Consider the following 17,799-nt stretch of genomic DNA (forward strand, 5'->3'; position numbering starts at 1 on the left):
GACGCGGCAGGCTTGCGGCGAGGGACGGGGGCCGGGGCAGAGGCGAGGCGATGGTGGTTGAGAGGTGGTTGGAGGACGGGTCAGGTCGGGAGGTGCTGCTCGAGGGTGGTGACGAGGTCTGGGGAGTCGGGGGTGGTGCTGGTGCGGAAGCGGGCGGCGACGGTGCCGTCGGGCGCGACCAGGAACTTCTCGAAGTTCCACTGCACGTCCCCGGCCCGGCCCTCGGCGTCCGGGGTCTGCGTCAGCTCCTGGTAGAGCGGGTGCCGGCTGTCGCCGTTGACCTCGAGCTTGTCCAGCATCGGGAACGTCACGCCGTACGTCGTCGCGCAGAACGCCTCGATCTCCTCGGCCGTCCCGGGCTCCTGGCCGCCGAACTGGTTGCACGGGGCCCCGAGCACGGTGAAGCCGCGGCGCGCGTACTTCTGCTGCAGCTCCTCCAGCCCGGCGTACTGCGGGGTCTGGCCGCACTTCGAGGCGACGTTGACCACCAGGACGGCCTTGCCCCGGTAGTCGGCCAGGGAGGTCTCCCCGCCGGACAGGGTGCGCAGCGGGATGTCGTACAGGCTCATGAGGTTCCTTGCTCGATGGGGAGAGTGCGGGACAGGAACTCCACCGTGCGCTGCCACGCCAAGGCGGACGCCTCCTGGTGGTGGAAGGCGGGCATCGGGTTGTCGAACGCGTGCCCGGCGCCCGGGTAGCGATGCACCTCCGCGTCGCCGAGCGAGGCGACGATCCGGTCGACGGTCTCCGGCGGCAGGTACTCGTCGGCGTCGCCGAAGTGGTGCAGGCTGACCGCGTCGACCTTCGGCGCGAGCTCCAGCAGGTCGGGCAGGGCCGAGCCGTAGTAGCTCACCAGGACGTCCGGCGTCGAGGCGGCGGCGACGTTGAAGCCCAGTCCACCACCGAAGCAGAACCCGATCACGCCGACACCGGTGTCTCGGCCGCGCAGGTACTCCAGCGCGGCCACCGAGTCGGACACTGCCAGGTCCCAGTCGAGCCGGCCGAGGACCGCGATGGCGCGGTCCAGCAGGTCAGGCGCGTCCGGGTCCAGGTCGACGTCGTCGAGGCGCCAGAAGATCTCCGGTGCCGCCACGAAGTACCCCAGGCCGGCCAGTTGCGCGCCGCGCTCCTTGATGTAGTCGGAGACCCCGAAGATCTCCTGCAGGAGCAGCAGGCCGGGACCGTTGCCGCTCGGTGGTTCCCACACGTGGACGGGCATCAACCCAGTGCCGGTGTCGATTTCCAGAGTCACACTGTGGAGACTACCCAGCGGTCAGCCCACTTCCACGGACTCGCCGGCCGGCCGCTGCCGCCGGCTCGGGGCGGGCTTGGCCGGCACCCAGCGCCTGCACTCCTCGATCGCGTCGTGCAGCAGGTGGTACAGCCGCTCGTCGGGATCCGGGACGCAGGCCTGCGAGATGCCCTCGACCGCGCAGGACACCGCGCGCGGCGCCGTCCGGCGGGCGAAGTCCGGCGTACCGCGGTGCGGTTTGGCGGTGAACGCGCGAGCCCACTTGGTCGCCGCCGGAACCGCGTCGAGCGCCTCCTGCGACTGCGGCTCGATGCTGTCCTCGGGCCGCCCGTCCAGCAGGGCCAACTGCCGCTCCGCCACGATCAGCGCGACCGCGAGGATGTACTGCCGCTCCTGCGACACCACCGGCAGTGCGTGCTGGATGCAACGGACCGTCACCCGCGGTACGACGTGCGGGTCGTCCGGGGTCAGCCCGATCACCGACGGGATCAGCGGGGCGAGCCGGGACCGGCCGGCGTCGGTCGTGCAGTCGTTGACGTCTCGCGCGACGCCGGCGAGCAACGGGTGCGTGCAGGCGGGGTGGTCCGACCACGGCTCGCCGGCGAGGTAGGACGCGAACTCCATGAAGCAGGCGCCCTTGCGTGGATTGCGGTGCTTGCCCCGGCTCAGGACCGGGACGGCCAGATCGAAATTGGTCATCAGAGCGACTCCTGAAGCGTGCCTGGTTTCCAGCATGCGCCCGATCGGCGCCACGCGCCACGGGTAACTTGTGCGCGGTTCGGCGGTCTGTGAGCAGCGGCACAGGCGCGCCTGCTTGGGGGGTTTCGTTACCGACCGGTAGCATCGGCGGTGCTCCCCCACCTCGACCCAACAGAGGAGGGCCCTCGTGCCCCGTGAGATCCGCGATGTCGTGTTCGTCGACGGCGTTCGCACCCCGTTCGGCAAGGCCAAGGGCCAGTACGCCGAGACCCGCGCCGACGACCTGGTGATCAAGTGCATCCGCGAGCTGCTGCGGCGCAACCCGTCGCTGCCGCCGGAGAAGGTGGACGAGGTCGCGATCGCGGCCACCACCCAGATCGGTGACCAGGGCCTGACCATCGGCCGGACCGCGGCACTGCTGGCCGGGCTCCCGCACAGCACGCCGGGCTACGCCATCGACCGGATGTGCGCCGGCGCGATGACGGCCGTCACCAGCACCGCCGCCGGCATCGCGTTCGGCGCGTACGACGTGGTGGTGGCCGGCGGCGTCGAGCACATGGGCCGGCACCCGATGGGCGAGGGCGTCGACCCGAACCCGCGGATCATCTCCGAGAAGCTGGTCGACACCTCGGCGCTGGTGATGGGCTCGACCGCGGAGAACCTGCACGACCGGTTCCCGTCGATCACCAAGGACCGCGCCGACGCGTTCGCCGTGGCGTCGCAGGAGCGCGCCGCCAAGGCCTACGCCAACGACCTGATCCAGCCGGACCTGGTACCGGTCGCGACCCGCTCGGCCGAGCTCGGCTGGGGCTACGCGACCACCGACGAGCCGATGCGCCCGGGCACCACGCTGGAGGACCTGGCCAAGCTCAAGACGCCGTTCCGCCCGCACGGCCGGGTCACGGCGGGCAACGCGGCCGGCCTCAACGACGGCGCCACCGCCTGCCTGCTGGCCTCCGCGGAGACGGCCGAGGCGCTCGGCCTGACGCCGAAGATGAAGCTGGTCTCCTACGGCTTCGCCGGGGTCGAGCCCGAGGTGATGGGCATCGGCCCGGTGCCGGCGACCGAGAAGGCGCTGAAGCTGGCCGGGCTGACCATCGACGACATCCAGGCCTTCGAGGTGAACGAGGCGTTCGCCGTCCAGGTGCTGGCCTTCCTCGAGCACTACGGCATCGCCGACGACGACCCGCGGGTCAACCCGTACGGCGGCGCCATCGCCTACGGCCACCCGCTCGCCTCGTCCGGCGTCCGGCTGATGAACCAGCTGGCCACGCAGTTCGAGCAGCGCCCCGAGGTCCGCTACGGCCTGACCACGATGTGCGTCGGCCTCGGCATGGGCGGCACGGTCATCTGGGAGAACCCGAACTGGGAAGGAAACGCCAAGTGACGGACCTGCAGCAGCTGATCGACGAGGCGGTCGCGATCGAGACCGACGAGGTCGTCACCCACGCGCACAGCCGGGACGTGGTCCTGCCGAACAAGGCCGGCACGCTGGCCCTGATCACGCTGGACAACGGCCACGACCACACCAAGCCGAACACCTTCGGCCCGAAGGGTCTGGCCGCGCTGAACACCGCGATCGACGCGGCCCTGGCCCGCGACGACGTGGCCGCGATCGCCGTCACCGGCAAGCCGTTCATCCTGGCCGCCGGGGCCGACCTGACCGGCGTACCGAAGCTGGTCGACCGGGAGCAGGCGCTCGACCTCGGCCGAATCGGCCACGGCGTGATGCGCAAGCTGGCCGACGGTGGCAAGCCCAGCTTCGCCTTCGTCAACGGTGTGGCGCTCGGCGGTGGACTGGAGGTCGCGCTGCACGCGCAGTACCGGACCGTCTCGGTCGCGGCCGGCATGCTGTCCACCCCCGAGGTCTTCCTGGGCCTGCTGCCCGGCTGGGGCGGTAACTTCCTGCTGCCGAACCTGATCGGCGCCGACAAGGCCGTCAAGGTCGTGGTCGAGAACGCGCTGAACCAGAACAAGATGCTCAGCGGCCCGGAAGCGGTGAAGCTCGGGATCGGCGACGTGCTGCTGGACTCGGCCGACTTCCTGGAGCAGTCGCTGCTGTGGGCGAGCAAGGTGCTGACCGGCGAGATCACCGTCGAGCGCCCGGAGATCGACCGGGGCGAGGCGTGGGACGCGGCCGTGGCCCGCGGCAAGGCGTTCGCGGATCTCAAGGTCAGCGGCGCGGCGCCCGCGCCGTACCGGGCGCTGGAGCTGATCGCGGCCGCCAAGGACAACGACCGCGATCGCGGGTTCGCCGCCGAGGACGAGGCGCTCGCGGACCTGATCATGAGCGAGGAACTGCGCAGCGGCCTCTACGCCTTCGACCTGGTGAACAAGCGGGCGAAGCGGCCGGCGGGCGCACCGGACAAGTCGCTCGCCCGCCCGGTGACCAAGGTGGGTGTTGTCGGCGCCGGTCTGATGGCCGGTCAGCTCGCGCTGCTGTTCGCACGCCGGCTCGAGGTCCCGGTGGTGCTCACCGACCTCGACCAGGAGCGGGTCGACCGGGGCGTCGGTCACGTGCACGGCGAGATCGACAAGCTGCTCGGCAAGGGCCGGATCCGCCCCGACAAGGCGAACCAGCTCAAGGCCCTGGTCACCGGTTCGGTGGACCGCCAGGTCTTCGCCGACGCCGACTTCGTGATCGAGGCGGTCTTCGAGGAGCTGCAGCTGAAGAAGACGATCTTCGCCGACCTGGAGAAGATCGTCGCGCCGGACGCGATCCTGGCCACCAACACCTCGTCGCTGCCGATCACCGAGATGGCCGCCGACCTGCAGCACCCCGAGCGCGTGGTCGGCTTCCACTTCTTCAACCCGGTGGCGGTGCTGCCACTGCTGGAGATCATCCGGGCCGGCCAGACCGACGACGCCACGCTGGCCACGGCGTTCGCGGTCGGCAAGTCGCTGAAGAAGTCCTGCGTGCTGGTCAAGGACGCGCCGGCCTTCGTGGTGAACCGGTTGCTCACCCGCTTCCTGGGCGAGGTCAGCGCGGCGGTCGACGAGGGCACGCCGATTCCCGAGGCCGACAAGGCGCTGTCGGCGCTCGGCCTGCCGATGCCGCCGTTCGTGCTGCTGCAGCTGGTCGGCCTGCCGGTCGCGCTGCACGTCGCCGAGACGATGAACCGGGCCTACCCGGACCGGTTCGCGGTGTCGGAGAACCTCGCCAAGGTGGTTGCCGCGGGCAAGAGCTCGTTCTACGTCTGGAGCGCCGACGGCAAGCCGTCGGTCGACCCGGACGTCGAGGCGCTGGTGACCGTCGGCGACCGGCCCTCGACGGCCGAGGAGCTGCGGACCCGGGTGCTGACCGCGCTGGCCGAGGAGATCCGGATCATGCTCGACGAGGGGGTCGTCGCCGAGGCGCAGGACATCGACCTGTGCCTGCTGCTGGGCGCCGGCTGGCCGTTCCACCTCGGCGGCATCACGCCGTACCTGGACCGCACCGGCATCGCCGAGAAAGTCAACGGCAAGCCCTTCCTCCCCGCGGGACTGGCCAGCGTTGCGAAGGGTGTCGCGAGCCTGGCCTGAGTCCTGTCGCCGGCGGCCTGAGTGCCGCCGGCCCTTCGACCGCTGGGGGTCGGTGCGGAGCCCGGAAGCCCGCTCCGGCCCCCAGCGCCTGTGGAGGCTCAGCCGCGGTACTTGCGGACCGCCGCGGTCAGCTCGGCCGGCGTCTTGCCGGTGTGCTTCGTCAGGATCGCCGTGTACGCCGCGGTGCTGGTGCTGTGCACGGCCAGATCGGCGTACAGGGCGGCCAGCTTTTTCGTGCCCAGCCGGGACGCCAGGTACTCGACGGTCCACCAGCTCTGGCCGTACGCCTTGTCGCCGTCCTGGTCGAACGTCTCCCGGTCCGGCAGCGACGTCATGCCGGGCAGGTACTTCGACCTCACCGTGCGCCGGTACGGGTCGACCGTCCACTGCGGGTCGTCCTCGATCGCGTGGCAGCGCACGTACTCGGCCAGGCCCTCGACCAGCCACAGCGGCGCCCGCGGCCCGATCGGGACCGTCGCCACGTGCGTCATCTCGTGCACCAGCAGGTCCTGCTCGAGGTCCTTGCGCATCGCCGGGTTCACCACGATCCGGCTGCCGACCGGCGGGCCGAAGCGTTTGCCCAGCTGCTCCCCCTCGTACAAGGTGACCGCCTTCGCGGCGATGGTCCAGCCGCGGCCGTTGCCCGAGGTCCACAGCGTCGCCATCACCCGCGGCTCGGCCATCGCCACCACCATCACCGAGCCGTTCCAGCTGCGCGGCCAGTGCCGGCGGACCGCGTTCGCGGCGTCCTCGGACACCTTCGCGACCTTGCGGCCGAGCCCGGTCTCGCGCCGGTCGACCACCACGACGACCTTGCCGCGGCGGACCACGGCGACCTCCTGGAAGTCCCACGGCTGGCGGTGCCCGTCGCGGGTGAGGATCTCGTCGATGCCGCCGTCCTCGACCAGGATCCACAACGCGCCGCGCCGTACGAACGTGTAGCCGAGGTCGGTCTGCACCGGCTTCGCGTCCAGCCCGGCGATCCGGTACCGCATCATCACCCGGGTCGAGTACGTCGTCGGCCCGTGCTTCTGCGCCAGCTGCGGCGCGTCCCAGCTGTCGGCAGTGAAGTACTGCAGGCTGCTGAAGCCGAACTTGCGCAGGTTCCCGAACAGGGTCCGCTGCCGGGCGACCAGCCGCGGCTGCTTGGCGTCGACCGAAGCCAGAAAGCCCTTCAGATCACCCTTGAGCACCGCCGTGGCCCGCCGCGCCAGGAGCACGTCGACCTCCCTGGCCCGGGCGGTCTTCTGCGCGTCGGTCAGCGCTGCGGGTGTCGGACTCCCCGAGGCCTGCAGCGCCGCCGCCGTACCGCCGGACGGCCCGGCACCGTCGCCGGACCTGCTGACCACCACGCCCGCGGCGGCGGCGAGCGCGAGGGCGGCGACGCCGGCCAGGAGACGTCCAGGGTGCTTCATCGAAAATCCTGCTCTGTGCGGCGGTCGGCTGAGGGATCCTACCGTCATGACCGTCTACCCGGAGCTGAATCAGCTGTTGCAGGAACTGACATCCGCCGCCCGGGACCTTCTCGGCGACAGCTTCGCCGGCGCCTACCTGCAAGGCTCGTTCGCGCTCGGCGACGCGGACCTGCACAGCGACTGCGACTTCCTGATCCCGGTGCACCGGCCGGTCACCGAAGCCCAGGAGTCCGCGCTGCGTGCGCTGCACGCCGAGATCCCCGCGCGGCCGGGCTTCTGGACCCAGCACCTGGAGGGCTCGTACCCGCTGCTGGCCGACCTGCGCACGCTCGACGGACTCGGTCGCGACTGGCTCTACGTCGACCACGGCTGGCGGGAGATGCAGTGGTCGACGCACTGCAACAGCGAAGTCGTGCGCTGGACCCTGCGCGAGTACGGCGTGACGCTGGCCGGGCCGGATCCGAAGACCTTCGTCGAGGTCGTCCCGCCGGAGGCGCTGCGGGCACGGATGCGCGCCGACATCCCCCGCTTGCTGCCCGACCTCGCCACCTGGGTCTCGATCGAGATGGCCTGGGGCCAGCGGTACGCCGTGACGACGCTGTGCCGGATGCTCTACACGCTGGCCGAGGGCCGGGTCTGCTCCAAGAAGGCGGCGTTGCTGTGGGCAATCGACGCCCTCGGGACGAAGTGGACCGAGCTGTGCCGCCGGGCGCTGGACGGCCGCGCCCTCGGGTTCGATCCCGAGGACGCGGCCGATCCGGTGGTGGTCACCCGGACGATCGAGCTCGCGGACTACGCGCGGGCGCTCGCGGCCGGGGACACGGTCACGCCCTGGTGACCTCGCCGGTCTGCTCCTCGCGGCCGACGCGGCTGCGGCGGTACCCGTAGACGGCGTACACGGCGAAGCCGAGGGCCATCCAGATCGCGAACCGCAGCCAGGTCTCGAGCGACAGGTTCAGCATCAGGTAGATGGAGATCAGCGCGGCGAGAATCGGCACCACCGGGTTGCCGGGGACCCGGAACGCGCGCTGGATGTCCGGCCGGCGGCGGCGCAGCAGCGGGACCGCGATCGCGACCATCGTGAACGCGGCCAAGGTGCCGATGTTCACCATCTCCTCCAGCTTGCCGATCGGGGTCAGGCCGGCCACCAGCGCGACCAGCACGCCGATCCCGAGCGTCAGCCGGTACGGCGTACCGAACTTCGGGTGCGTCTTGCCGATCCGGGCCGGCACCAGGTGGTCGCGGCTCATCGCGAACACCACCCGGGCGGCGCCGATCATCAGCGTCAGCACCACGGTGGTCAGACCGGCCACCGCACCGGCCGAGATCAGCGTCGCGAACCCGGGCCGGCCGACCGAGCGGAACGCCTCCGCCAGCGCGGCCTCGCTGTTGATGTCCTTGTAGTTGACCATCCCGGTGATCACGATGCAGACCAGCACGTACAGCACCGTGCAGATCGCCAGCGAGCCGATGATGCCGCGGGGCAGGTCGCGCTGCGGGTTCCTGGCCTCCTCGGCGGTGGTGGCGACCACGTCGAACCCGATGAACGCGAAGAACACCAGCGAGGCGCCCGAGATCAGCCCCATCACGCCGAACGACGACGGCACGAAGCCGAACAGCGCCTGGAACAACGGGGTGGTGGCGGTGACCTCGCCGCCCTCGGCCGGCACGCTCGGCGGGATGAACGGGGTCAGGTTCGAACCCTTGACGTAGAACAGACCGGCCACGATCACGAACAGCACCACGAACAGCTTGACCGCGACCAGCACCAGGTTCACCCGCAGCGACTCCTTGATGCCGATCGTGGCCAGCACGGTCAGCACGAGCACCAGCAGCATCGCCAGCACGTTGACGCTGCTGTCCGGGCCGATCGACTCCGGCCAGCTCAGCCCGATCTGCTCCAGGAACAGCGCGGCGTACGACGACCAGCCCTGGGCGACGACGCTTGCCCCGAGCATCAGCTCCAGCAGCAGGTCCCAGCCGATGATCCAGGCGAAGATCTCGCCGAGCGAGAAGTAGGAGAAGGTGTACGCCGAGCCGGACACCGGCACGGTCGAGGAGAACTCCGCGTAGCACAGCGCAGCGAGCCCGCAGCAGATCGCGGCCAGCACGAACGACAGCGCGATGCTCGGCCCGGCGTAGGCCTGCGCGGCCCGGCCGGTGAGGGTGAAGATCCCGGCACCGATGATCACGCCGATCCCGAACACGGTCAGGTCGAGGGCGGTGAGGCGTTTCTTGAGCTGGTACTCCGGCTCGTCGGTGTCCGCGATCGACTGCTCGATCGTCTTGGTCCGCAACAGACTCATGACGCCTCCTGAAAACTTGGACGGAACAGAACGACCATGCCGCTGCGACGCGGCGAGGTCAATCCGCCACTCAGCGTTGCGGCCGGTAGTCCTTCAGTGAGATCCACAACGTCGCTTCGGTGTACCCAGTCCGGCTGAGGAGTATCCGGTCCCGGTTCGCCTGGTCGGTGCCGTGCCGGGCCAGGTCCTCGTACAGATCCTCCACCGCGGCCAGTCCGACCTCGCGGACCAGGAAGCGCACGGCCAGCCAGCTCACGCCGTACACGTCGGCGTTGCTCTGGTAGAAGCCGAGGTCGGAGGGCAGCGCGTTCAGCCCCGGCAGCGCGTCGTCGATGACCTCCTGCTCCCACTGGGCGACCTCGCCGGGACCGCTGACCGCCTCGATCCCCCGCCAGGACACGTACTCCGCGGCGCCTTCGGCCAGCCAGAGCGGCTCGTAGCCGCCGAGGTCGGCGGTCGCGACGTGAGTGATCTCGTGCGACAGCAGGATCTCGTCGATCCGGTCCCGCTCCTTGGGGTTCACCACGATGTACGCGCCCGCGACCGTGCCGTCGGCGGTGTCCTGGCCCGGCAGCGAGGAGAACGTCGAGCCGGCGCTGGCCGCGGACTCGATGTCCTCGTCGGCGAACCGGGCGTCGCGCACCTCGGTGTCGTCCAGCGCCGCGATCAGCACCGAGCCCTGCCAGCGCCGCGGCCAGTACGCCGCCACCTGGCCGAGCGCTTCGTTGGCTTCGGCAACGATCGCCCGGGCCCGCTCGGTGTCGCCCTTCTCCACGATCGCCAGCACCCGGGGAGTGCGCCGGACCTCGATCCGGCCCAGGTCCCACGGCTCCCGGTGCGCGGTCGGGCCGAGGTCGTCGTCCAGGTCGTCGTCGTCGGTGAGGATCCAGCGGCCGCCCCGGCTGACGAACGTGTAGCCGAGCTCGGTGGTCACCGGGTCGTGGTCGACCTTGGGGATCTGGTAGCGCATCAGTACCCGGACCAGGTACGTCGACGGGCCGTGCTCGCGCACCACCACCGGGTCGAACCGCTCCTCGGCCTGGCTGTACCCGATCTCGGTGAAGCCGATCTCGACCAGGTTGGCGAACAGCACCCGCTGCTCCTGGCGCAACTTCGCGTCGGCCGGGTCGACGTCGGCCAGGAAGAGCTGCTCGTTGCCGGTCCGGACCGCGCGGGCCCGGCGCAGCAGCACGGTGTCGACGGCCAGCCGGCGGGCCGCGACGGCGGCGGCGGTCTTGGACGGCGGTTTGGTGCCCTGGTTCGGGGGTAGGACGGGGGTGACGGTCGCGGCGGGCGGCCGGCGACGGGCGTCCTCCTCCCGCTGCTCGACCGCGTGGACGACGCCACCACACGTCACGGCGACCGCGGCCAGCAGGCCCAGCCAGCGGCGCGGCCCGGGCGACGGGATCTGCGCGCCCGCCGGGGCGGCGCTCGGTGGTGGCAAACTCACGTCGGGTCGATCCTCCGGTCTGTTACAGCCCGGCTACCCTACTCGGTCCTGCCGGATCCACCACCGACACGCCGGGGAGACACGGTGCCCCGGGAAGGCCCGGGCAAAACCGGTACCGCTTCCGTGCCCCGCTCAGGCCGCGGCGGCCGCTTTCACCGCCTGGAACAGTCCGGCCTCGGTCATCCCGACGTGCTCCAGCATGATCCGGTCGCGCTCCTTCTGGGTGCTGCCGAGAGCCGCCATCTCCTGGTACAGCGTCACGACCTCGGTGCCGCCGAAGCGGTCGAACAGCAGGTCCACGGCGAGCCAGGACAGCGGGTACGACGTGGCCGAGTCGCGGAAGAAGACGCTGTCCGACGGCAGCGCCTTGGCCGTGGCCAGGTACTTCGTCCGCACGGTCTGCCGGTAGGTGCCGATCGCGAGATCCCTCGCGCCGTCCATCGGCAGGAACTCCAGGTACGTCGCGGTGCCCTCGACCAGCCAGCGCGGCGCGAACGACCCGTACGGCGCGGTCGCGACGTGGGTGAACTCGTGCGCCAGGGTCCGGGCGTCGACGCGGTCCCGGTTGCGCGGGTTGAGCACGACGTAGGAGTCGGTGCGCTCCCCCACTCCGCTGACCTCGCCGGGCAGCGACCGGTACACCCAGGTCGCCATCGCGAGCGCGTCCTCGGCGTTCTTGGGCAGCGTGTAGTCGGCGCCGCGCACGATCTTGTCGTCGAGCGCGATCACCACGCCGGCGCCCCGCCACCCGCCCGGCCAGCTCTTGCCGACGGCCCGGACCGCGCTGCCGGCCTTGGTCAGCAGGCTGGTCGCCAGCTTCGCCTGATCCCGCTCCACCACGACGAGGACGCGGGGCGCTCGTTTGACCAGCACCGCACCGACGTCCCAGGCCTCCTGGTGGGACCCGCGCGGCAACCGCCGGTCGAGATCGGTGTCGGAGACCAGGATCCAGGCGCCGGCCCGCTGCACGAACGTGTAGCCCAGCATGGTCCGTGCCGGTACCGGGTCGATGCCCCGGATCTGGTAGGTCATCGCGATCGCGACGACGAACGTCGACGGACCGTACTTGTCGGTGAGGGCCTGGTCGTACTGCTCCTGCAGCCGCTCGTAGCGCAGGCCGGCGAAGCCGAACTGCCGCAGGTTCGCGAACAGCGTGCGCTGCCGCGCGAGCAGGGCCCGGTTGCCGGGGTCGACCGCCGCGACGAACTGCTCGGGCTTGTTCAGCCGGACCGCCTCGGCGCGGGCGGCCAGCACCGCGTCCACCCCGGCCGCCCGGGCGGCGCGGTCGACCTCGGGCGTCCTCGGGGCCGCGTCGGCGGCGACGGACGGCGTTTCCGGGCCGCCGCTGCGATGCAGCGCGAGACCGCCGCCGACCGCTGCCGCGACCAGGGCGAAGGCGACCAGGACCGGCCCGATCCCGCGCCGCTTCCGCGCTGCCGAGTGGCGGCCCCGGAACGGCCCGGGGTCAGGCCCCGCCGGACCGGCCGCTTGCGGTGTCGGGCTCACTGGCGAGCGCGTCCGTGGGGTGCTGGGCGATCATCTCGATCACGTCCCGGGCCAGGCCCTGCCCGGTCAGGCCGATCTCCTGCAGCACCGCGGGCCGCTTGGCGTGGTCGAGGAAGCGCTGCGGAATGCCGAAGTCGCGGACCGGGGTGGTCACGCCGGCGTCCCGGATCGCCTGCGCGATCGCCGTACCGCAGCCGCCGGCGCGGCCGTTGTCCTCGATCGTGACGACGAAGCGGTGCTTGCCGGCCAGCTCGACCAGTTCCGGCGCGACCGGCTTCACCCAGCGCGGGTCGACGACGGTGACGCCGAAGCCCTGGGCGCCGAGCCGCTCGGCCACGTCCACGGCGGTCGCGGCCATCGACCCGATGCCGACCAGCAGCACGTCGGTGCCGGTGCGGACCAGCACGTCGGTGCCGCCGATCCGGTCGATCGCCTCGATGTCGGGGAAGACCTCGCCCTTGGCGTAGCGCAGCACGGTCGGGGCGTCGTCGACCTCGATCGCCTCGTTCAGCAGCTCGCCGATCCGGGCGCCGTCGCGGGGCGCGGCCAGCCGCAGGCCGGGCACCAGCTGCAGCAACGACATGTCCCACATGCCGTTGTGGCTGGCGCCGTCTTCACCGGTCACGCCGGCGCGGTCGAGCACGAACGTGACGCCGCACTTGTGCAGGGCCACGTCCATCAGCAACTGGTCGAAAGCGCGGTTGAGGAACGTCGCGTACAGGCCGACGACCGGGTGCAGGCCGCCCATCGCCAGACCGGCCGCGCTGGTCACCGCGTGCTGCTCGGCGATGCCGACGTCGAAGGTCCGGTCCGGGAACTCGCTCGCGAACGCGGCCAGGCCGGTCGGGTGCAGCATCGCCGCGGTGATCGCGACCACGTCCGGGCGGCGGTGCCCGATCGCGACCAGCTCCTCGGCGAACACGTCGGTCCAGCCGCGCGGCTTGTGCAGCGGGCGGACCTGGTGGAAGTTGTCCTCCTCGTCCTGCTCCGCCGCGGCGTAGCCGAAGCCCTTCTGGGTGACCGCGTGCACGATCACCGGGCCGCCGAACGCCTTGGCCTTGGCCAGCGCGTCCTCCATCGCCGCCCGGTCGTGCCCGTCGACCGGGCCGACGTACTTCAGGCCGAGGTCCTCGAACATGCCCTGCGGGGCGAGCACGTCCTTGAGGCCCTTCTTGACCCCGTGCAGCACCTCGTACATCGGCGGACCGACGTACGGCGTGCGGCCGAGGTTGGTGCGGACCAGGTCGAGGATCTTCTCGTACCGCGGGTTGGTGCGCAGGCTGGTCAGGTGGGTGGCCAGGCCGCCGACGGTCGCGCTGTACGAGCGGCCGTTGTCGTTCACGATGATCACCAGCTTGAGGTCCCGGGCCGCGGCGATGTTGTTCAACGCCTCCCAGGCCATACCGCCGGTCAGGCCGCCGTCGCCGATCAGCGCGACCACGTGCCGGTCCTCGCCGCGCAGCCGGTACGCCTTGGCCAGGCCGTCGGCGTACGACAGCGAGGTGGAGGCGTGGCTGTTCTCGACGATGTCGTGCTCGGACTCGGCCTGGCTCGGGTAGCCGGACAGGCCGCCCTGCTGACGCAAGCTGCCGAACTCCGCCGCCCGGCCGGTGAGCAGCTTGTGCACGTAGGTCTGGTGCCCGGTGTCGTAGACCAGCCGGTCCCGGGGCGAGTCGAACACCCGGTGCATGGCCAGGGTGATCTCCACCATGCCCAGGTTCGGTCCCAGGTGGCCGCCGGTCCGCGAGACCGTCTCGACCAGCACGTCGCGGATCTCCGCGGCGAGATCGGCCAGCTGCTGATCAGTCAGGTCCTTGAGGTCCGCCGGCCCTCCGACCGTGTCCAGCAAGCGCATCGAGCTCCTCCGCAGGGTTGTCCTCGAATGGTCGAGTCTATGCACCCCGGGCCCGGATTCCGAACGCGGCAACCACCGCCGGAGCAATCTCACACTACGGGACGCGGCCCGGACGCGACCGGTTCACCGGTGCCTGGTATCTCACATACAGTGATCGCCATGGAGACGGTGCGGACGCTGTTCCGCAAGTACGACGGCCGCCCGCACCGGCTGGTGGAGTCGCTGGACCTCGGCGAGGACGAGTACGGCCTGTGGGTCGGCTCGACGCCCGGCACGAAGGGTCAGCGCGCCGACGGCAGCTGGGTGACGATCGACCACACCCGGGTCCGGCTGTTCCCGCGCGGCCAGTGGTGGAGCGCCCTGTTCAACGACGAGCCGCACCCCACCGAGGTGTACTGCGACATCGCGATGCCGGCCGAGTTCGGCGTCGGCAGCGTCACCACCGTCGACCTCGACCTGGACGTGCGGCGGCTGCGGGACGGCACCGTGCTGGTGATGGACGAGGACGAGTTCCTCGCCCACCAGGTGCACTACGGCTACCCGCCGCAGGTGGTCGCCACCGCGCAGGCGACCTGCGCGTGGGTGGTCGCCAACATCACCACCACCGAACCGTTCCTGACCGTCTACCGGACCTACCTCGCCCGCGTCCGCGCCGTGGCCGAGGCCGCGCCGGCCTCCTGACCGCCGGGACTCAGCGGCCGAGCACCTTGTACTTCGCCTCGGCGGTGCCTTTCTGCGGCTCCCACCAGGCGGTGTTGGCCTTGTACCAGTCGATGGTGGCGGCCAGGCCCGCGTCGAAGTCGGCGTAGCGGGGCTGCCAGCCGAGCTCGGTGCGGATCTTGGTCGAGTCGTTGGAGTAGCGCAGGTCGTGGCCGGGGCGGTCGCTGACGTGCTCGAACGCGTCGGCCGGCTCGCCCATCAGGGTGAGGATCTTCTCGATGATCTGCTTGTTGCTGCGCTCGTCGCCGGAGCCGATCAGGTACGTCTCCCCCAGCCGGCCGTCGGCGATGATCCGGTGCACGGCGTCGTTGTGGTCGTCGACGTGGGTCCACTCGCGCACGTTCTCGCCGGCGCCGTACAGCTTGGGCTTGTCGCCGATCAGCACGTTGGTGATCTGGCGCGGGATCAGCTTCTCGACGTGCTGGTACGGGCCGTAGTTGTTCGCGCAGTTGGACAGCGTGGCGGCCACGCCGTACGAGCGGGCCCAGGCGCGGACCAGCATGTCCGAGCCGGCCTTGCTGGCCGAGTACGGGCTGGACGGGTCGTAGGCCGTGGTCTCGGTGAACTGCTCGACCGAGTCCAGCGGCAGGTCGCCGAACACCTCGTCGGTGGAGATGTGGTGCATCCGCTTGTCGTGCTTGCGGACCGCCTCGAGCAGCGTGAAGGTGCCGATGATGTTGCTTTTGATGAACGGCGACGGGTCGTTCAGCGAGTTGTCGACGTGCGACTCGGCGGCGAAGTGCACCAGGACGTCGGTGCCCGCGACCAGCTTGTCGACCAGCTCGGCGTCGCAGATGTCGCCGTGCACGAAGGTGACCTGCTCGGCGACCGGGTCGAGGTTGCTCCGGCTGCCCGCGTAGGTCAGCGCGTCCAGCACGGTGACCTCCACGTCCGGGTACCGCCGGACCGTGTCGTGCACGAAGTTCGAGCCGATGAAACCGGCGCCGCCGGTGATGAGCATCCGTCGCATCGGCACAGGATAGCGAGCGCGGAGGTGACCGCCCGCGCCGGTACGGTGACGGCATGCGCGAGGTGCGGGTTGTGTATCGCAAGTACGACGGCAGGCTCCACTGGCACCAGTGGATGCGCTACCTGGGAGAAGACCAGTACGGCGTGTGGTTGGGTGCGCCGGCCGGTGCGGTCGCGCAACGCGGCGACGAGCCGGAGATCACCATGGCCGCGGCCTGCGCCCAGCTGTTCCCGCGGGACCGGTGGTTCACCGCGAGCTTCAACGACGCCCCGCAGAAGACGCTGATCTACTGCGACGTGACCACGCCGGTCACCTTCGGCGAGAACGAGTTCACGATGGTCGACCTCGACCTGGACGTGGTGAAGCGCCGGGACGGCAGCTTCTACGTGGACGACGAGGACGAGTTCGCCGAGCACCAGGTGAAGTACGCCTACCCACCCGACGTGATCCGGGCCGCCCAGGCGTCCTGCGACTGGCTGGCGACCGCCGTGCTGACCGAGGAGCCCTTCCTCACCGTCTACAAGTCCTACCTCGACCAGGCCCGCTGACCCGCCTCACCGGACCCGGTGCACCGACACCGTGGTGCCGTCCAGCCGGAGGGCGCTGGGGAGACGGCCGTTCTGGCCGGCGTACATGTCGGCGGCCGGCGCGACGGTGAGGAACAGCGACTTCCCGGCCGGGACGTCGACGGCGATGCCGGGCAGGTCCAGCGTGCGGCGGGCGTGCTTCACGACCTTCGGCTCGCGCAGCGGCAAGGTGTTGTTCTGCACGATCTTCGCGTCGAGCGGCGTCGTGCCCACGCTGAGCGCGAAGTAGGCGGCCGCGTCCGGCAGCAGCGTGCTCACCCTCGCCGACAACCGCGGTACGCCGGCCACGCTGATCGGCCCCTTCGCCAGCTTCACCGTGACCGGCAGACCGACGTTGGCGCTGCTGGTCACCGTGCCGGCCCTGAACCGCTGGTTCGGCGTGAGGTCACGCTCGGTCTCGCACCGGCCGTCGGCGGTGGCGAGGTGGTAGCGGCCGAAGCCGGTCAGGCCGGTGTCCGTGCGCTTGAGGTTGAGCGCCAGGAAACGCTGGGCGAGCGCGGCGAAGTTCGGGCTGCCGAGAGCGGTCGAGCACGGATCGCCCGGCGTGACGAAGCCGGGCGGAAGAACGCTCGGCAGGGTGTGGCCGCCGTTGTAACCGACCAGCATCGACCGGCTGCGCGCCCGCGGCGTGAGCGCCCGGTCGAAGTTCGCCAGGCCCTGGTTGAGGTTGAACAGGTTGTCCGACAGGCCTTGGCCGATCAGCACCGGGATGTCGAGCCTGCGGCCGTTGCGCACGTGCCAGGCCGGGCCGTTCTTGGCGAAGAACGCGTCCAGGTCCCGGCCGGCCTGCCCGGTCGGCCAGACCCCGGTGGTCACCAGCGAGACGAACGCGGCCCCCACCGACGGCGGCAGGTTCCTCCCACCGCCGGCGAAGAGGATCGCCAGCCACAAGGTGCGCGCCGACTCGTCCGGCGCGAGGCTCTGCTTGAGGTCCCACCAGGTCACCTCCGGCACCAGCGCGTCGAACCTGGTCCGGCCACGGTCGCGCAGTTCGGTGAACGCGCCCGCGAACTGGTACCCGCCGCCGTACGAGCCGCCGATCGCGCCGAGCAGCGGGTCGCCGGGCCGCTGCCGGGTCACCCAGTCCAGCCCGGCGACCAGGTCGACCAGCCGGATCACGTCGCGGCCTTCCAGGTCCGGGTTCATCACGTGCGCGACGCCGGTGCTCTCGCCGAAGCTGCGCTGGTCGAAGCTGAGCACGCCGTACCCGGCGTCGAGGTACGACGCGAACGCGGCCGGGTCCTTCGTCCGGCTGCCGCCCCACCCGTGGCTGTGCAGGACCAGCGGCACGGTACTGCGCCCCGAAGCGCCGGCAGGCTTGAAGAGCGAGTAGCAGATCCGCACCGGCGTCGTACTGCCCGGCTCCGGAACGCTCTCGACGCAACCGTGGGTGGTGACGTGCTCGGCGGCGCCGGCGACCGAGGCGGGCAGCCCGAAGGCGAGCAGCGCCAGGACCGATCCGACGGCGAGAGTCCTCAAGCGGCGCACGGCGACTCCTAGTACTGAGGCGGATTCAG

At 71.0% G+C, this 17,799-nt stretch carries 15 protein-coding genes; 5 read left to right on the forward strand and 10 right to left on the reverse strand.

Translation table 11 applies throughout. The features are described from left to right. Positions 1 to 80 precede the first annotated feature (80 nt). From KFLA_RS18535 to KFLA_RS18545, 3 genes are read right to left on the reverse strand one after another with little or no spacing between them, the layout of a single operon-like run. A complete protein-coding gene (locus tag KFLA_RS18535; protein ID WP_012921343.1) occupies positions 81 to 569 on the reverse strand; it encodes a glutathione peroxidase in 489 nt (162 codons plus the stop codon). Then, positions 566 to 1,252 (reverse strand): dienelactone hydrolase family protein, encoded by a 687-nt coding sequence (locus KFLA_RS18540; RefSeq protein ID WP_012921344.1) that lies wholly within the window; start codon positions 1,250 to 1,252, stop codon positions 566 to 568. The genes KFLA_RS18535 and KFLA_RS18540 overlap by 4 nt, the downstream gene beginning before the upstream one ends. 21 nt (positions 1,253 to 1,273) lie before the next feature. Next, the gene (locus tag KFLA_RS18545) at positions 1,274 to 1,951 is read right to left on the reverse strand and encodes a hypothetical protein (RefSeq protein WP_012921345.1); all 678 of its coding nucleotides are present in this window, start codon (positions 1,949 to 1,951) and stop codon (positions 1,274 to 1,276) included. A 187-nt stretch (positions 1,952 to 2,138) separates the two neighbouring features. On the opposite strand from KFLA_RS18545, the gene KFLA_RS18550 reads away from it, so the two are divergent. Then, complete coding sequence (locus KFLA_RS18550) at positions 2,139 to 3,338, forward strand: thiolase family protein (RefSeq protein ID WP_012921346.1); 1,200 nt, start codon at positions 2,139 to 2,141, stop codon at positions 3,336 to 3,338. After that, positions 3,335 to 5,473, forward strand: a complete 2,139-nt coding sequence (locus KFLA_RS18555) for a 3-hydroxyacyl-CoA dehydrogenase NAD-binding domain-containing protein (protein ID WP_012921347.1) — start codon at positions 3,335 to 3,337, stop codon at positions 5,471 to 5,473. The genes KFLA_RS18550 and KFLA_RS18555 overlap by 4 nt, the downstream gene beginning before the upstream one ends. 98 nt (positions 5,474 to 5,571) lie before the next feature. Here KFLA_RS18555 and KFLA_RS18560 read toward each other — a convergent pair whose 3' ends face one another. Then, on the reverse strand, positions 5,572 to 6,888 hold the full coding sequence (locus KFLA_RS18560; protein WP_012921348.1) for a hypothetical protein: 1,317 nt from the start codon (positions 6,886 to 6,888) through the stop codon (positions 5,572 to 5,574). Between the two features lie 46 nt (positions 6,889 to 6,934). Between KFLA_RS18560 and KFLA_RS18565 the strand changes: the two genes are divergently transcribed. After that, positions 6,935 to 7,726, forward strand: coding sequence for an aminoglycoside adenylyltransferase domain-containing protein (locus KFLA_RS18565; RefSeq protein WP_012921349.1), 792 nt, complete (start codon positions 6,935 to 6,937; stop codon positions 7,724 to 7,726). Here KFLA_RS18565 and KFLA_RS18570 read toward each other — a convergent pair. From KFLA_RS18570 to dxs, 4 genes are all read right to left on the reverse strand, one after another. Then, positions 7,713 to 9,194, reverse strand: a complete 1,482-nt coding sequence (locus KFLA_RS18570) for an amino acid permease (protein ID WP_012921350.1) — start codon at positions 9,192 to 9,194, stop codon at positions 7,713 to 7,715. The two genes, KFLA_RS18565 and KFLA_RS18570, sit on opposite strands and share 14 nt — an antisense overlap. 70 nt (positions 9,195 to 9,264) lie before the next feature. Next, entirely contained in the window at positions 9,265 to 10,644 is a 1,380-nt protein-coding gene (locus tag KFLA_RS18575) for a hypothetical protein (RefSeq protein ID WP_012921351.1), read from the reverse strand. A 132-nt stretch (positions 10,645 to 10,776) separates the two neighbouring features. Continuing rightward, positions 10,777 to 12,150 (reverse strand): gluzincin family metallopeptidase, encoded by a 1,374-nt coding sequence (locus KFLA_RS18580; RefSeq protein WP_012921352.1) that lies wholly within the window; start codon positions 12,148 to 12,150, stop codon positions 10,777 to 10,779. After that, positions 12,110 to 14,005, reverse strand: a complete 1,896-nt coding sequence (dxs, locus tag KFLA_RS18585; RefSeq protein WP_012921353.1) for a 1-deoxy-D-xylulose-5-phosphate synthase — start codon at positions 14,003 to 14,005, stop codon at positions 12,110 to 12,112. Before dxs ends, KFLA_RS18580 begins: the two co-directional genes overlap by 41 nt. Positions 14,006 to 14,164: 159 nt before the next feature. Between dxs and KFLA_RS18590 the strand changes: the two genes are divergently transcribed. After that, positions 14,165 to 14,686, forward strand: coding sequence for a ribonuclease FAU-1 family protein (locus KFLA_RS18590; protein ID WP_012921354.1), 522 nt, complete (start codon positions 14,165 to 14,167; stop codon positions 14,684 to 14,686). A 10-nt stretch (positions 14,687 to 14,696) separates the two neighbouring features. Here KFLA_RS18590 and rfbB read toward each other — a convergent pair whose 3' ends face one another. Then, positions 14,697 to 15,695: a dTDP-glucose 4,6-dehydratase gene (gene rfbB, locus KFLA_RS18595; RefSeq protein ID WP_202796987.1), complete on the reverse strand. Its 999-nt coding sequence runs from the start codon at positions 15,693 to 15,695 to the stop codon at positions 14,697 to 14,699. A 53-nt stretch (positions 15,696 to 15,748) separates the two neighbouring features. Here rfbB and KFLA_RS18600 point away from each other — a divergent pair, with 53 nt between their 5' ends. Continuing rightward, entirely contained in the window at positions 15,749 to 16,243 is a 495-nt protein-coding gene (locus tag KFLA_RS18600; protein ID WP_012921356.1) for a ribonuclease FAU-1 family protein, read from the forward strand. Between the two features lie 6 nt (positions 16,244 to 16,249). Here KFLA_RS18600 and KFLA_RS18605 read toward each other — a convergent pair whose 3' ends face one another. Then, positions 16,250 to 17,770 carry a CocE/NonD family hydrolase gene (locus KFLA_RS18605; protein WP_012921357.1) on the reverse strand — a complete coding sequence of 507 codons (1,521 nt, stop codon included), beginning with the start codon at positions 17,768 to 17,770 and terminating at the stop codon, positions 16,250 to 16,252. Positions 17,771 to 17,799 lie beyond the last annotated feature (29 nt).

The sequence above is a fragment of the Kribbella flavida DSM 17836 genome, assembly GCF_000024345.1.
Classification (GTDB): Bacteria; Actinomycetota; Actinomycetes; order Propionibacteriales; family Kribbellaceae; genus Kribbella; species Kribbella flavida.

Coding starts and splice junctions, on each gene's coding strand:
- KFLA_RS18535 (WP_012921343.1), bottom strand. CDS start 569: ATGAGCCTGTACGACATCCCGCTGCGCACCCTGTCCGGCGGGGAGACC.
- KFLA_RS18545 (WP_012921345.1), bottom strand. CDS start 1,951: ATGACCAATTTCGATCTGGCCGTCCCGGTCCTGAGCCGGGGCAAGCAC.
- KFLA_RS18560 (WP_012921348.1), bottom strand. CDS start 6,888: ATGAAGCACCCTGGACGTCTCCTGGCCGGCGTCGCCGCCCTCGCGCTC.
- KFLA_RS18565 (WP_012921349.1), top strand. CDS start 6,935: ATGACCGTCTACCCGGAGCTGAATCAGCTGTTGCAGGAACTGACATCC.
- KFLA_RS18570 (WP_012921350.1), bottom strand. CDS start 9,194: ATGAGTCTGTTGCGGACCAAGACGATCGAGCAGTCGATCGCGGACACC.
- dxs (WP_012921353.1), bottom strand. CDS start 14,005: ATGCGCTTGCTGGACACGGTCGGAGGGCCGGCGGACCTCAAGGACCTG.
- KFLA_RS18590 (WP_012921354.1), top strand. CDS start 14,165: ATGGAGACGGTGCGGACGCTGTTCCGCAAGTACGACGGCCGCCCGCAC.
- rfbB (WP_202796987.1), bottom strand. CDS start 15,695: ATGCGACGGATGCTCATCACCGGCGGCGCCGGTTTCATCGGCTCGAAC.
- KFLA_RS18600 (WP_012921356.1), top strand. CDS start 15,749: ATGCGCGAGGTGCGGGTTGTGTATCGCAAGTACGACGGCAGGCTCCAC.